Genomic DNA, 14,830 nt, shown 5'->3' on the forward strand with positions numbered 1-14,830 from the left:
GATGGCACGGCATGAAGGGAGACGTAGCACAGCACGATGCTTTCCTCACGGGAGTGGCGATGGAAATTATCAGGCGGCAATCGTCCTAATTGGATCTCCGTACATCTCGTCGAGAGCAAAAAGGTATCTCACAAGCGCGATGCGTCGCTGAAGCCTCACGTGAAGTGATTCGGCGACCGGTCCCGCTGATCGGGCGGCTGCGGCAGGTGGCTCGCCTAGCGAGCATTTTTGAGAAGGACCGCCTTGATCCTTATTTGCGACCGCGGCTTCGGTGCCGAACGCCATGCTGGCCAAGGAAGATATTCTGGACATAGAGGACAGCCGAATCACCCACTCTCGCTGAGAGGCATATCCGCCTTTTTAGGAGGAGATTATTGGTTGTAATGCTGCTGGGTGGGGCATTCGGCCAGCAGAGATATTTTGGAGGAAATCGAGCTCTTGGACGTAACGCCGACGAGCGCCGAACTGCTGAGGCTCAGCTCGACCGAATCCTCGACGGGCGGACGCTACGCGAAATGTTCGGCGAAATCGATTTCTGTAATCAACCGATCGGTATCCATAAGCCGGCGGCCGTGGAATACACGCCTGCTTGAACGTTCCCTCCCGTGATGGCACGGAGCGCTTCCGCGTAGGCGCTCAACTGCGGCGTGTACAATTCTCGCAAAAGGGCCGCCGCGTTTTCGGGCGAAACATCGTTGGTTTTCCAGTCGACGATCAGCCAGTTCTCGCCATCCGGCAACAGCACCGCAAGGTCGATCACGCCCTCAATAATCTCCTCTTCCGACCGCTTCCACAGGATTGGCATTTCGCGATGGAAGACCCGGCTGGTCTTGTTCAGGCGTTGAAAAAATTCCGACGTAAGCAACTGGTCGATCTCACGACGACCGCGTTCGGGAATCGGGCAGGCATGCAACGCGGCATTTCCAAGCCTGCGCAATTCGTCTATAGCGCAGCCCCAAGGCAGAGACTCCATGGTTTCATGCCACCAGAGGCCGTATGTACGGGCGATTTCGGCGGCCGGCGAATAATCGGCCTCCGCGTCGACGAGCATGAATTCGGCCCGCGCCTGAGTTTCGCTCAATGTGTAGGGTAGGATCCGGCGGGGACAGGACATCAGACGTGTCACGCCGATGTTATATTCTTCAGTCTTCACAGGCGGTACGATCTCTACTGCGGGAGCACCGGTCTGATGGCACGGCAAGGTCGTATCCAGCAGTGGACACTCAGAAAGGGCCTCAAAAATCTGTTGTGCCGGGCTCTGTTCATCCGAGCGCCTCAAACCGAGAAGGTTGGCGAATGTCAACTTGGCGGACTGCGGAAAAAGGGCGCGATCGTCAGTCAAAATTAGTGTGCGTTGCGCGCGCGTGAGCGCGACGTACAGCAGGCGCTGCATCTCGAGGTTTCGTTTGGCGGCAAGGGCTTCGCGATGGGGCTCCAGATCCTCGCTCGTCAATATAGCCCGCGGCTCATCTTCCGGCCGGACGCGCAGCAAGGAGGGAAAATCATGGAATTCGGAGATCTCGCGGTAGAGCAGCGGCAGAACCACGATGGGCCATTGCAATCCCTTCGCCTTGTGGATGGTCATTAGCTGGATCGCGCCCTCCTCCACAGGCGCGGCCGCGAGCTCGTCGTGCATTCTCTCCCGCAATTGCTGCGCGAAGTCCGCCAATGACCGGCCTTCGCCGCTTGCTCGCGAGGCTTCCAGGAAAAGCGCTTCCAACTCAACTTCCGGGGAAATGGCCGCGGCGGCGCCGCGCGCAAGAGGATCCCCGCGTTGAAGTGCCACCAGCCGTTCAACAAGAGCTGTCCGCTCGAAGATGCATTCGAGAGCATCCATGAGCGGAAGGGTGGATACTTCGCGGCAGAGTCCAGACAACATGCGGAGAGTTCGTGACACTTCATCGTCACCGTGCGGCTCCGAGTGAAGACTCCAGCATCGGTCGGGCCCGGCGATCCAGCGAGCGAGCTCTTCATCGGAAAACCCGTAGATTTCGCGCAAGACGCCGACGACCTCAAATTCGTCGTCCGGGTTCGCGAGGACATGAACGAGTGCGGTTGCCCAGGCGTACGCAGGCCTGCCGCCCCGAATCTCGCGCACCGTGTGAAGTTGCGCGTTTACCCCGACCTCTCGCAGGCCCAGCGCCAGGTCGTCCATCCATCGGTTCCGCGGGCAGAGCATGGCCACATCGGCCCATCTGGCGGCGCCGAGTGTTTCGGGGCGGAGCTGCAATAGCCGCTGCCCAAGTTGACGACCGACCTCCCGCGTGGCGGGGCCCACGCCCGGTTCCATATTTTCCGGTCTGTGGATCTGCCACCGCAGGACCATGCCAGGACCCGCGCCCGGACGCGGTTTCAGCGGCGTGTACGCCACCTGACCGGGCGTGCGGGCGAACATCGGTTCAACAAGCGAGTTGGTCGTTTCAATAATCCGGACATCGCATCGGAAGGTGACACTCAGCACCAATTCTTCACCACCAGGCGCGGCGGACAGTTTTTGGCGCACCCGTTTGTACACGTCGAGGGAAGCCCGCTCCCCGTAGATCGACTGCTGGGGATCGCCAACCATGCAAAATCGGCCCGGATCTGGAGGTGCAAGCAAACCGGAATCGTCGGCGAGCCAATCGCCAGTTGTATCCGGAGGCCGGGCAATTTCTAAGAGAATCCGGAATTGCAACGGGTCCGTATCCTGCGCTTCGTCGAGAATGACGCGCAGCCCTTCCGCGCGAATGCGCCGCCCGGCTTCGGGATGGCGAAGCAGCTCCCACGCCAGAGAGATTTGATCCTCGAAGGTGAGCACACCTTGAGCGCGGCGAAATTCCTTGTAAGCGCGGGCGATGTCCCATGCGGCCGCGATCGCAGCAGTGCGGCGCCATTCGTGAAACGGCTCAAACACCTGCCGCCAGACCCCGGAGAACTCTCTTGCCTCGCTCAAACACCGTGGCGGCGGCGCATATCCGGCCCCGCTCTTCCATTCGTTCCACCATCGGCGGGCCGCCTCTTTCGATAGCGCATATTTGGCCCGGCTTCGCGACTGTTTCGGCTCCAGCTCGAGGATCGGATTAATGGAGACCTCGGGCGGTTCGGATGGAGTGCAGGCCGCGGTGCAGAATTCGGGCGGCATTTGCCGCGCCAAATGAAACAAATCCTCGATGTCGACTGCCCGGAGAATTTTCGCGGTCGTTTCCGACGAAATGTAAGGGAACAGGCGATTCGTCTGGCGGAGGAATTCGGTCCAAACTTCTTCGTCATTTTCGATTGGCTCGAAGGAGGTCGAAAGCCCGGCGAAATGTCCGTACGTTCTCAGAAGCCGGACACAAAATGAATGGATCGTTCCAAAGAAGCTTCGCTGGAACGCTGAGAGGACCGTGAGGTTGGCTCGCTTTGCGATCAGGGCAGCCCGCGTCCGCTCATGCATCTCGTCCGCTGCCTTGTTGGTATAGGTGACGACAACCAGCTTGGGGAGCCAGTCCAGGGCGCGTTCCTCGCTACCTGTTGCGATGGAGAGAATCCGATCCGTAATCGACCGGGTCTTGCCGACGCCCGCCGGTGCGATCAGAGAAAAGGAGCGGTCCAGTTCACGGGCGAAACGCTCGCGGGTCTGGGCGTCCACCGGAAGGTCAGGTTGCATGATCCGACTCCCCCTCTGCGCCGGTTAGGTTGGGGTGCGTTAGAGCCCACTTGTCCTCCAACAGAGCCGGATTCAGCCTGAGGGTTGCCAGTGGGGCGCGCACTGAAGTTCCGAATTCTGCGCGGACATCCCCACGGATGCCAAACACTCCTGTCTCTTGCATTCGCGCCAGTCCACTCCAGAAGGCGCTGGCAGATCGAATTTCATCGAGGGTCACCTGCTCCTCTGGGATGGCATTGACTTCCCAAATACTTGCGGAAATCCGCTCGGCGCCCAACTCGGCCAGCGCGAGGGCATAAAGGCCAACCTGTATTCCGTCCCCATTGGCCAGATCACGGAGATAGCGGTTCCGCCTAAGCGCCCTCTTACGAGTTCCCGTTTTGAAGTCGACCACCCAGCATTCCCGAGGAATTTCATCCGGGCCGAGCTGGCGAGCGAACAGCAAATCGATACGGCCGCGAATGCGCAACGCCGTGCTTGCGCCAACCGGGATCGGAATCTCCCGGCTCAACGACCATTCCGAGGCCGCAAGGGGCCAGTCTTTGACCGACGCGATTTGTTCAATCATCGATCGGGCGGTCCACCGGGCTTGGGCGAGCCGAACGTGCCACCAGTCCGGCGGCCCCCGGCCCGCTTGCTTATAGGCGTTTTCGATCCGGTTTCGGACCTCCTCGCAGGCGCGGCCAAGCCGTTCGACGAGAGTTGCGAGGGTCGGCACCTCGACCCAGGCAGCGTTAGTGTCTCCCATCGCCTTGTTGAGGAAACGGTGGACCCAGATCCCGCGCATCAACGGCCACGGATCTTCTCGCCGGAAATCCGGGGGCGGCTCGACCTTCAAATAGCATTTGAACCAAGCACTCATAGGATTCCGAATTGCCGATTCCCACTCCTGGCAGCTCAACAACGCCGGCTTGGGGGGATCTCCCGAGAAAGCGCATTCAAACGGGCCGAATCGTTCGCGCGATAACCGTGCGCGCCGGGCCCGCTCAACACGATCCGTCGGAGCAGGCTGTACCGATGGCGGGAGAGCAGCCGGCTTGTAGCTGTCGGCGAGCCATTCGGTGGTCCGTTCGGCAAGCCACCTCATCGCCGTTTCGTCCAAAGGCGCATCACAGGCACAATGGTAGGCATGCGAAAGGAAGTCGCTTGGGGAAGCCGGTCGTCCACTACCGTCGCCACGGTCGAGCGAACACAATAGGGCCAGACCTCGCGTTGGCGTCTCGACAAGGTTATAGAATTGGCGCCTGAGCACCTCCCGTCGATCCGCATCGCCCAGGATCAGCGCATGACCTGCCTTCACCGAAAGATGACCCTGCCCCTGCGCGCCCTGCTGAAGAGCTTCCTGATTCATCTTACTTATGCAGCGGTCATCGAGGAGCCCGGCATTGTCGGACGAGGGAGGCCACTCACCCTGATTCAGGCCGGTCAGGATAAGGTGTGACCAAGGGAGACCCTCGGCCTGGGCATAAGTGGCCAAATGGATCCGCGCGAAAGGATTGGAAGCCAGCTCGTCACGGAAGGGTGCGGGGCGCGGCGCAACCGCGTCCAACCAGTCGAGCCAGGCGGCAAGCGGAACCGTTCGCTCTACAATTGGACCGAGCGACCGCACGGCGTGATCGAGTGCGGGAATTATGTCCTGCCAGCCAAGCTCCTGCCATGCGGCGCGCGTTTCCTCCGCGAATGAAGCGATCCGCTTGGGTCCTGTGAGCGCTCGGAACGGCGCCATCCGTGCGGCGAGACGGGCAGCGACCAGGTCGCCGGAGGTTTCCAAAAGCGCACGGAGAATCGCCAAGTCACTCGACATCGCCTCCCCTTGTGCCAGGAACGCAGCCCGTTGTTCCGAAATATTCAAAAACCCGCCCGCATCGCATCGGGTAGCATGCAGGAACCTTGAAAAAGTCGGTTGCCGCTGAAATGCAGTCCACGACAACCACCGGCTTGTCGATCCGTCCGGCTGCGCGGGCCGGCCAAACGGATCGAAATGGGGGACCCCGAGGCGGCGCAACACGCGCGAAATCTCATGAGCAAGTGGGCCCGGCCCGGGTACCAGAATTCCGATTCGATCCGATTCCGGATCCGCCGCGAATCGGACCGCCATATGCACCGCCGCCTCCGCCTGGTCTCGAATCGTCTGGCCGACGAGAAAGAAAGGCGGCGGCCCCTTCGACTGATTCGAATGGAACGGATTCTCCATCCGTTGAGCCAGTGCGGCAAATGGGGCGGACGCCTCAACGGTTTCGATGGATTCGGCCTCGCCAAAGGCGTCCTCCCAGGAGCCAATCCAGACTTGGTCGAGCCATTCCGCGCGGGACCGAGGCGCCGCGAGCAGCACGGTCGCCCTCGTGGCGCAGCGCACGGCCGCATTCAACAGGTGGAACAACTCCCAGTGGGCTGCGTCGAAACCCACCACGAGCAGTCGGTCGAAAAACTCGACGGGCTCGGCTGCCGCCACAGCCCGGTCATATCCGGAAACGGACGCCCAGCCCAGCTCCTGTAACGCGACTTCAAACGCACGCGCTGCCTTCTCAACCGGCTCGAATCCAATCCGGTCGACGCCCCATCCACTGGCGGTCAATTGGTCGAGGGCATGCAGAAGGCGCGCCGGTTCGCGGATGGGCGCCCCCTTCTCCTCGAGAATACTGGCCATGAGCAAAGCGAGGTTGGACCTTGGGACCAAGCGAAGTCGTTCGCCGAGCAGGATTCGACCCAATTCGCGGCGGGCATCTCCCGGCGTGAGGAAGCGCACGCCCGCGAGCGAGAGGCTCCGGGCTGACGCCATCTGCTTGAGTGCGTGCGCATACGATCGGCTGGGCGCCAGTACGGCCCACGGCCGCACGGCCCGCACGGCCGATGAGGCAGAGTCTACGAGCCAAGACAGCGCGATCTGCCGCAACCCGGCGGATCCCGCACCCAGAAAAACATCGACCCGGCCATTCACAGTTCTCCAGTGTGATTCGGCCACTGATTCTCGCGCAACCGCAAAGGATTCCGAAAGGCATGCGGACAAAACATCATGCGATAAAAACGATAATCAAAACCCGTATATTAGTACAAATATGTATTTAAATGGATTTATAAGATACGTTTATGTATAATAAACATGCAAATCCTCCGAAACCGGATTTTCATAATTGGCTAGTACCCAATATGTTGAAATGATCTCTTGTCCGTTCGGCGTTTTGGCACATCGATTGCTCATTCATTCTGTGGTCAAACAGTAGACATGAAAATGAATTCTAAGAATGGACTGAGCAGGCGATCGTTTCTGAAGACGGCCGCCGTTGCCACAGCAGCAGTTGCAGCAGGACCCTTTTCCACTCTTCGGTCGTTCGCGGCCTCTCGAGAGGACGAGTTGAATATTCTCTGTTGGGAGGGTTACAACACCGAAAATGTTCTCGGCCCCTTTCGAAAGGCTTTCAAGGGCGTTACGGTAAAAGCCGAGTCCGGCACGGACGATCCGAGCATGATCAACAAACTGCGCGCCGGCGAGACCAAAATTTGGGACCTCATCAACGTTAACCAATGTTGGGCGCGCGACATGCTCTGGCCCGAAAAGCTCATCAAGCCGTTGAATCGGGCCCGTTTCGAGCCCTACATCGAAAAAATGATGAAGTGGTTCTATTCGCCCGAGACGGGAATTAATCCGTTTGCCCTTTCGCCGGACGGCAAGGAATTGCTTGGCATGATGCAGCGTTTCGGTCCGTTCTCGTTTGTGATTAATACGAACAAAATATCCGCAACCACGGCCGAGGATCAGGGGTTTCCCATGTTCCTGGATCCTGCCCTGAAGGGTCGATATGGAATTCTGGCCTATGACAACTGGAATGTGATGCACCTCTGCATTACGGCCGGTCTAAATCCGTTCACTCAGCTCAATGCGGACCAGCTGGCCAAGTTCGAGGAAACTGCAGAGAAGGTCTTTGAGGGCGCCAAGATGATTTCGTCCGACCTCGTTCAGCTCAACCAAGCGCTGATTAATGGGGAAATTGACCTGTATTTCACGGGTGGGACCTATACCAGTTCGCCTGCGCGGCATGAGGGTCGACTTGAGGTCCTCGGCATTTCGCCGAAATCGGGCCCGATCGACGGCAAGGGAGCGCTTCAGTGGTTCGAAATCACATCGCTGGTTAATAATCCCAATTTGTCGCCCCGCGCTGAAGATTTCCTCGAATTCGTCCAGCGCCCGGAGATTTGCAAGGCGGTCGCTTTTGCGGAGGGGACCTACAACCCTGTGTCCCAGATGTCGAATCCGGAGGTGTTCAAGCTCTTCTCCAAGGAGGATCTGGTGGCGATCCAGTGGGATACGCTTGAAGAGGAGATGGCTCGGAGCGCGGACTACCAGATTTGCCCGAATAATGACGAATTGACGGACATCTACAACAAGGTTAAGCGCAAGCGGGTTTAAGAGGGTTGGAGGAATGGTAGCCCCTTTGGTCGTCCAGGCTCCGGCGGAGCCAGATTCCCGCTCTTCGGCCTTACTCTACGCGCGATCGCTCACGAAGCGATTTGGATCGTTCACGGCGGTACGTGACGTGTCCTTCCAAATTGCGGAGGGAGAATTTTTCACAATCGTCGGTCCGAGCGGGAGTGGGAAGACGACGCTCCTTCGCATGCTGGTCGGCATGGAAAAGCCTACGTCCGGTGAAATTTTGCTGCGCGGGATGTGCATCAATGATCTTCCGCCGAATCGCCGCCCGACCTGTATGGTTTTTCAATCCCTGGCGCTGTTTCCGCACATGACCGTGGGCGAGAATGTAGAATTCCCGCTGCGCATCCGGAACATTTGGGAGTTGGACCGACGGACCCGGGCCGCGGAACTGCTCCGGTTGCTCCACCTCGACCCGCATGTGTTCTACAACCGGCGCGTCACGGAGTGCTCAGGCGGCGAGCGACAGCGAGTCGCGCTCGCTCGGGCACTGGCCTACGACCCGGAAATCCTTTTTTTCGACGAGCCGCTGTCCGCGATCGATGCCCGACTGCGCAAGATTTTGCAGAAAGAGCTGAAGGATATTCAGCGAAACACGGGCAAGACGTTCTGTTATGTCACACATTCGCTCGAGGAAGCGATGTTGATGAGCGACCGCCTGGCAATTCTCCGCGCCGGTTCCATTGAGCAGGTCGGCACGCCCGCGGAGATTTATCGGTCGCCGCGTAACGCCTTCGTCGCGGAGTTCATGGGGGAGGTGAATTTGCTGCCCGTCACAGGCTTGGGGGGTGACCTTGGCGAGTGGCGGGTGAGCGCGTATCGTCTGCCGCTCCGACTGCCCGTGGATCTGAAGGCCGGCGAGGAGCGGAAGCTTCTGGTTCGGCCCGAGGCGCTGCGTTTTCTGCGACCGCATGAGGCTGCGGACAACCGACTTCGAGTCCGAGTCCTAAACGAGTTTCTGATGGGCTCGCGGAAACAGTTTCATGTAGAGGGGCTTGGCGGAAGCAAACTGGTTGTAGAGTGCCCGTCCGACGTGTCGCCGCCGGGCGTCCAAGTGGAGGTGGGTTGGAACCTGGCCGACAGCCAGCTTCTGGAAACATGAGCGAAGCCCCGGCCAGTGCTTTTGCCTCGCCGCCCCATGCGCGAGTGCTGTTGCGCGACGCGTCCGGTGGGGTGAGAGTGGTTTGGATCGAACCGGCCATTGAAGCCGTACGCCAGCAGAGCGCGTTCGGCGAAATCAGTTCTCGCGCGTTCGGGATGGCGTCGTCGTTTCCGTTTCTCGCTCTCATGTTGGCGGGCTTTGTTGTCCCGCTCCTCTGCGTCTGCGCGTTCAGCCTGATGCCGCCGCGAACGTTTTCTCTGGCGCAGATCCCGACGTTGGCCAATTACCGCATCATTTTTGAGCAGGGCTACCTATTGTCGCTCTCCAAATCCGTAGCGCTGGCGCTTGCGACAGTCGGTATCCTCCTCGTCGTCTGCTACCCCCTCGCGTTTGCGCTGGCAAAAGTTTTTCGGAGCGGCGCTGCGTTGGTTACCTATGCGATTGCGTCATCCTTATTTGTCTCCGAGAACATCCGCCTATTTGGCTGGGTGATCGGGCTGATGAAGGGCGGCGTGCTCGCCGGTATCTCGCGCCAGTTGGGCCTCGAGGTCGAATCGTGGCTCTACAACGTCCCGGTGATCATTTTCGGCATGGTCTATGTCTATCTGCCGTTCATGTTGTTTCCTCTTGCGCTGGGCTTGCAGATGGTGCCGGAACAGGTGCGAGAGGCGGCGTTCGACCTGGGCGCCAGTCGCTGGCAGGTATTCCGGATGATTGACGTGCCGCTCTCGATGCCCGGCATCGTCATTGGCAGTGTGCTGGTTTTCGTTCTGTCTCTCGGCGCTATTGCCGAGGCGAAAATTCTTGGAGGCCAGAAAGTGGTGACCATCGCGGCGGAAATCGAGACGGCGTTTACCTTCGGTCAAAACTGGCCGCTGGGTTCGGCGCTTGCGACGATGCTTATCGGCATCACGGCAGTTCTGGTCTTTGCGCTTCTGCGGAAAATTGATTTTGAGCGCTTTCTGGGTCGCAGGCTGGAGGCGGAGCCATGATCATCACTCGCGCTCAGAGGGTGGGTCTCTCGGTTTACGCCGGCCTGGTGCTGCTGGTTTTCTATTTCCCGATCTTCTGCCTCGCCGCCGCCTCGTTTTCCAAAAAGCGGTACTTTTCCTTTCCCTATCCGTGGGCGGACGTGACGACGAGATGGTATGTAGAGGCCGCCTCCTCCGCTCAGGTGGCTCAGTTTGTGGGCGTCAGCCTTCGAATCGCCGCACTGACAACGATACTAAGCCTACTCATCGGGTTTTTCGCCTCGTTGGCTTATGCGCGATACGCATGGCGCGGTCGCCGCACCTTTCAGCGTCTGGTGTTGCTCCCGCTATTTTTCCCGCAGTCGGTGCTCGGGTTGGCCCTTCTGATGTGGTTCAACTTCCTGGGTGTAAAACCCTCGTGGTGGACGGCAGTGATTGCGCACACCGTTTGGATCGCGCCGATCGCCACGCTAATCATGTCAATTCGCGCCTACGGCCTGGATCCATCCCTCGAGGAAGCTGCGCGCGACATGGGCGCATCGCGCTGGCAAATTCTCCGATGGATCACCATTCCACTGATGGCGCCGGGAATCGTATCCGCCGCCTGTTTTTCGATCCTGTTGTCCTGGGGCAATTTTGCGCTCTCGCTGTTCACGACGGGTGCCGACAGCTCCCTGCCTGAATGGTTGTATGCGCGAATGACAAGCGGATACCAGCCGATCATTCCGGCGGTGGGGACGCTGTCCGTGGCGGCTGCGATCGTTGTCGTGCTGGCGGGCGCTGCGGTACTCGGGATCCGGCGTCGCTTTGCCGCACGGCGGCTCGCAGCAGCGGTTTAGTCGGGATTCATGAAGGAAAAGGAGTGAAGCCATGAGTTCGTTGAAGGGTCGGACCGCGGTTGTTACGGGCGCCACTCGCGGCATTGGCAAGGGCATCGCTCGAGTTCTGGCTTCGAAAGGGGCCAACGTCGGCCTTATCGGCCGATCCGTCGCTGAAGGCACAGCCGTTGCCGAGGAAATTTGCGCCGCGGGCGGGCGGGCGATATTCGTCCGGGCCGATGTCACGAAACAGGACGATCTGGAAATGGCTGCCACGGAGATCGCCGCACAATATGGCGGGATTGACATTCTGTGTGCGAACGCCGGCGTTTTTCCCGCATGCAAGCTGGATGACATGACGGAGGCGGACTGGGACTCCGTCTTCGACGTAAATCTCAAGGGGATGTTCTTCAGCGTCAAAGCGTGTCTGCCCTGGCTCAAAAAGAGCCCGTCGGGCCGCGTCATCCTGACCTCCTCGATCACCGGCCCGATCACGGGCTATCCAGGCTGGAGCCACTACGGCGCCACAAAGTCCGGAATGCTTGGTTTCATGCGCACGGCGGCCATCGAGCTGGCGAAATACGGCATTACGGTCAATGCCGTTCTGCCGGGCAACATCCTCACGGAGGGTCTCCAAAACATCGGTCCGGAATATTTGAGCGCTATGACGGCATCGATTCCGCTCAAGCGGCTGGGCCGCGTCGAGGAAATCGGATATGCGGCGGCCTTTTTTGCCTCGGATGAGGCCGCGTACATCAACGGCCAGGCACTCGTGGTGGACGGCGGTCAAGTGCTGCCGGAATCGCTGCAGGCGCTGGAGTCTGCCTGATAGGCTCAATGGGCTGGCGCGACGCATATCGCTCGTTCTACTACCCCACGCCGTCGCAGGCGCCCGACATCGTCCTGCCGCGCGCCGATACGTGCCTGCTGGTGATCGACGTCCAAAACACTTATCTGCAGGACGACCCCCATGCGATTCGTACGCCCGAACAGCTCGCCGAGTATGAGCGGTGGCTGCCGTTTTACCGGCGAATGCGCGGCATCGTGATCCCTACTATCCAGCGTTTGATCGACGCCTTCCGTGCGAGTGGTCGACGCGTGTTGTACGCGAGAATCGCTTGCCTAACGCCGGACGGTGCTGACCGGTCCCTCAGCCAGCGCCGTCCTGGCTTCAACAACCTGCTCCTTCCGCACCGCTCGCCAGAATCGCAAATCATTCCCGAACTTGCTCCGGCTCCCGACGAGATTGTCCTCTGCAAAACCACCGACAGCGCCGTCACGGGAACAAATCTGCGCCTGCTGCTTTTCAACCTCGGAATCCGGCACGTTGTCGTCACCGGCATCTTCACCGACCAGTGCGTTTCCTCAACCGTCCGCAGCCTTGCCGACGAGAGTTTCGACGTGATCGTGGTTGACGACGGCTGCGCCGCCGGCACCGACGAGCTGCACCAGAAAGAACTCGAAATTATCAACAACATCTACTGCCAGGTCCTCACCGCCGATGAGGTGCTCGAGGCCTGTGCGAAGGGCGAATCATGAATTTCGACAAATCAGCCATCCTCGACGACGCAATCCGGTACTGGAATCCCGGCAAGACCCGCTTCTGGCAGGAGGCGGGCGTGCCCCTCGTCATCGGCCGTCGCGAGATGTATTACATTTACGACCTCACCGGCCACCGTCTAATCGACTGCCACCTCAACGGCGGCACATACAACGTCGGCCACCGCAATCCGGAGGTAATCCAGGCTCTCATCGAGGGCACGAAAGACTTCGACATCGGCAACCACCATTTCCCCGCCATCATGCGGTCGATCCTGTGCAGGCGCCTGGCGGAAATCACGCCCGAGCCCCTGCAATATTCCGTCCTCGGCAGCAGCGGCGGCGAGGCCATCGATGTGGCGATCAAGTGCGCCCGCTACGCGACCAAGCGGAAAAAGGTCGTCTCCGTCATCAAGGCTTACCACGGCCACACTGGGCTGGCCGTCGGCACGGCCGACGCGAAGTATGCCGCGCCATTTCTGATGCAGCGTCCGGATGAATTCATCCACGTCCCCTACAACGACCTCGATGCGATGGAGGCCGCTCTCGCTCCGGGCGATGTCGCGTGCGTGATCCTCGAAACAATCCCCGCCACCTATGGTTTCCCGATGCCGGCTCCCGGCTATCTCCCGGGCGTTCGCGAGCTGTGCACGAAATACGGCGCCCTCTACATCGCCGACGAGGTCCAGACCGGCCTCATGCGCACTGGCAACATGTGGGGCGTTGACACGTTTGGCGTCGTGCCGGACATCCTTGTGACCGCCAAGGGCTTAAGCGGTGGAATTTATCCGATCACCGCCACGGTGATGATTCCCGCCGCGGCGGGGTGGATGAATGAGGACGGCGGCTTCGCCCACATCGCCACCTATGGCGGCGCCGAATTGGGGTGCGTCGTCGCGATGAAGGTGATCGAAATCATCACCCGTCCTGCCGTACGGGAAAACGCTCGCTTTGTAGCGGAATATCTGCGCGCGGGGCTCGACCGCATCCGTGCCGACAACGCGGATTTCTTCACCGGTATTCGCCAGTGTGGATTGGTGATGGGTCTCGAATTCGGTGTGCACCCTCAGGGCGCGATGCCCGTCATGAAGCACCTCTATCGGCACGGTGTCTGGGCCATTTTCAGTGCGCTCGACCCGAGGGTGCTCCAATTCAAGCCCGGTCTTCTGTGTGACCGCGACCTGTGCGATGACATTTTGAACCGCCTTGAACTTGGCATCCGCGACGCGCGGAAGGAGGTGATAAAATGATTTTAGATCCCAATCGATCTGACAGTCCAGAGACCCTTGAAGAACGGTTAGCCGCTTTCGCCTCAGCGGCGCTGTCGCTCTATGACTTGCCGCCGGGTGCCGGCGTGCGGCTGCTAAACCTTTCAGAAAACGCCACATTCCTCGTGGAGGCGCCAGCCTCGCGCTACCGCAGTATCTTGCGCGTGCATCGCCCCGGGTACCACTCGAAGGAGGCAATCAAATCTGAAATTGAATGGATCTGCGCGCTCAGCGCACATCCGAACATTTCTACAGCGCTTCCAATCCGCGGCCGCAACGGCGAGATCGTCCAAACCTTTGAACACCCCTCAGTCCCCGAGCCGAGAAATGTCGTCATGTTTCAGTTCCTCCCCGGTCGAGAGCCGGACCCGTCGGACGTCCGCTCGTTCGAGCAGCTCGGCCGAATCACCGCTCATCTCCACGAGCATGCGCGAAACTGGACGCCGGGCCGCAATCTAGTCCGCCATACATGGGATCTGGACTCCATGTTTTTTGGACCCAAGCCGCTGTGGGGCCGGTGGGAGGACGGGGTCGGCGTCACCGGTCGAAGGGCGCGCGTGCTCGAAAAACTCGCCGCGCGACTGCGGGAACGGATCGGCGCCTATGGCAAGAATCCCGAGCGCTTTGGGCTCATCCATGCAGACCTGCGCCTCGCCAATCTGCTGCTCGACGGCGACCGTGTCCAGGTAATCGACTTCGACGACTGCGGCTTCAGTTGGTACATGTACGACCTTGCCGCGGCACTAAGCTTCATCGAAGACCAGCCGCAGGTGCCGGCTCTCATTGAAGCGTGGCTCCGCGGCTATCGCGACGTGCGGCACCTGCCGACCTCCGACGAGGAAATGATCCCCTCCTTTATCCTTGCCCGCCGACTGCTGCTGGTGGCCTGGGTGGGGTCGCACCAGGAGTCGCCATATCCGCGTGCCCTTGGAGAGGGGTTCACCATCCGGACGGTTGAGCTCGCGGAGCGCTACCTAGCAGAAGAGGGCGTGCCTGTCTGATGCGGCTGCTTCGCGCCGTCTGAGGCGGGCAACTTTGCGACGAGCCGAATTGTTCGCGGCAGAATTTCCATGGCATG

At 60.0% G+C, this 14,830-nt stretch carries 10 protein-coding genes; 8 read left to right on the plus strand and 2 right to left on the minus strand.

From position 1 onward, the window contains the following. Window positions 1-541: 541 nt before the first annotated feature. Entirely contained in the window at window positions 542-3,628 is a 3,087-nt protein-coding gene (locus tag NZ740_06475; GenBank protein MCS6771656.1) for a UvrD-helicase domain-containing protein, read from the minus strand. Continuing rightward, window positions 3,618-6,566: a PD-(D/E)XK nuclease family protein gene (locus tag NZ740_06480; protein ID MCS6771657.1), complete on the minus strand. Its 2,949-nt coding sequence runs from the start codon at window positions 6,564-6,566 to the stop codon at window positions 3,618-3,620. Before NZ740_06480 ends, NZ740_06475 begins: the two co-directional genes overlap by 11 nt. A gap of 291 nt (window positions 6,567-6,857) precedes the next feature. Here NZ740_06480 and NZ740_06485 point away from each other — a divergent pair, with 291 nt between their 5' ends. From NZ740_06485 to NZ740_06520, 8 genes are read left to right on the plus strand one after another with little or no spacing between them, the layout of a single operon-like run. Next, entirely contained in the window at window positions 6,858-8,033 is a 1,176-nt protein-coding gene (locus NZ740_06485; protein MCS6771658.1) for a PotD/PotF family extracellular solute-binding protein, read from the plus strand. Window positions 8,034-8,046: 13 nt separating this feature from the next. Further along, window positions 8,047-9,156 carry an ABC transporter ATP-binding protein gene (locus tag NZ740_06490; GenBank protein MCS6771659.1) on the plus strand — a complete coding sequence of 370 codons (1,110 nt, stop codon included), beginning with the start codon at window positions 8,047-8,049 and terminating at the stop codon, window positions 9,154-9,156. After that, window positions 9,153-10,148 carry an ABC transporter permease gene (locus NZ740_06495; protein MCS6771660.1) on the plus strand — a complete coding sequence of 332 codons (996 nt, stop codon included), beginning with the start codon at window positions 9,153-9,155 and terminating at the stop codon, window positions 10,146-10,148. The genes NZ740_06490 and NZ740_06495 overlap by 4 nt, the downstream gene beginning before the upstream one ends. Next, entirely contained in the window at window positions 10,145-10,966 is an 822-nt protein-coding gene (locus tag NZ740_06500) for an ABC transporter permease (protein MCS6771661.1), read from the plus strand. Before NZ740_06495 ends, NZ740_06500 begins: the two co-directional genes overlap by 4 nt. Window positions 10,967-10,997: 31 nt before the next feature. Continuing rightward, window positions 10,998-11,774: a 3-oxoacyl-ACP reductase FabG gene (fabG, locus tag NZ740_06505; GenBank protein MCS6771662.1), complete on the plus strand. Its 777-nt coding sequence runs from the start codon at window positions 10,998-11,000 to the stop codon at window positions 11,772-11,774. 8 nt (window positions 11,775-11,782) lie between these two features. Beyond that, window positions 11,783-12,484 carry a cysteine hydrolase gene (locus tag NZ740_06510; GenBank protein MCS6771663.1) on the plus strand — a complete coding sequence of 234 codons (702 nt, stop codon included), beginning with the start codon at window positions 11,783-11,785 and terminating at the stop codon, window positions 12,482-12,484. Beyond that, complete coding sequence (locus tag NZ740_06515) at window positions 12,481-13,734, plus strand: aminotransferase class III-fold pyridoxal phosphate-dependent enzyme (protein MCS6771664.1); 1,254 nt, start codon at window positions 12,481-12,483, stop codon at window positions 13,732-13,734. Before NZ740_06510 ends, NZ740_06515 begins: the two co-directional genes overlap by 4 nt. Then, window positions 13,731-14,753, plus strand: coding sequence for a phosphotransferase (locus NZ740_06520; GenBank protein MCS6771665.1), 1,023 nt, complete (start codon window positions 13,731-13,733; stop codon window positions 14,751-14,753). Before NZ740_06515 ends, NZ740_06520 begins: the two co-directional genes overlap by 4 nt. The last annotated feature ends 77 nt before the right edge of the window (window positions 14,754-14,830 follow it).

Source organism: Kiritimatiellia bacterium, assembly GCA_025054615.1.
Lineage (GTDB): Bacteria > Verrucomicrobiota > Kiritimatiellia > CAIVKH01 > CAIVKH01 > JANWZO01.

What these genes read in the sequence shown, in the direction of transcription:
- NZ740_06510 (MCS6771663.1), top strand. Translation starts at nt 11,783, where the DNA reads ATGGGCTGGCGCGACGCATATCGCTCGTTCTACTACCCCACGCCGTCG.
- NZ740_06500 (MCS6771661.1), top strand. Translation starts at nt 10,145, where the DNA reads ATGATCATCACTCGCGCTCAGAGGGTGGGTCTCTCGGTTTACGCCGGC.
- NZ740_06515 (MCS6771664.1), top strand. Translation starts at nt 12,481, where the DNA reads ATGAATTTCGACAAATCAGCCATCCTCGACGACGCAATCCGGTACTGG.
- fabG (MCS6771662.1), top strand. Translation starts at nt 10,998, where the DNA reads ATGAGTTCGTTGAAGGGTCGGACCGCGGTTGTTACGGGCGCCACTCGC.
- NZ740_06490 (MCS6771659.1), top strand. Translation starts at nt 8,047, where the DNA reads ATGGTAGCCCCTTTGGTCGTCCAGGCTCCGGCGGAGCCAGATTCCCGC.
- NZ740_06485 (MCS6771658.1), top strand. Translation starts at nt 6,858, where the DNA reads ATGAATTCTAAGAATGGACTGAGCAGGCGATCGTTTCTGAAGACGGCC.
- NZ740_06520 (MCS6771665.1), top strand. Translation starts at nt 13,731, where the DNA reads ATGATTTTAGATCCCAATCGATCTGACAGTCCAGAGACCCTTGAAGAA.
- NZ740_06475 (MCS6771656.1), bottom strand. Translation starts at nt 3,628, where the DNA reads ATGCAACCTGACCTTCCGGTGGACGCCCAGACCCGCGAGCGTTTCGCC.
- NZ740_06495 (MCS6771660.1), top strand. Translation starts at nt 9,153, where the DNA reads ATGAGCGAAGCCCCGGCCAGTGCTTTTGCCTCGCCGCCCCATGCGCGA.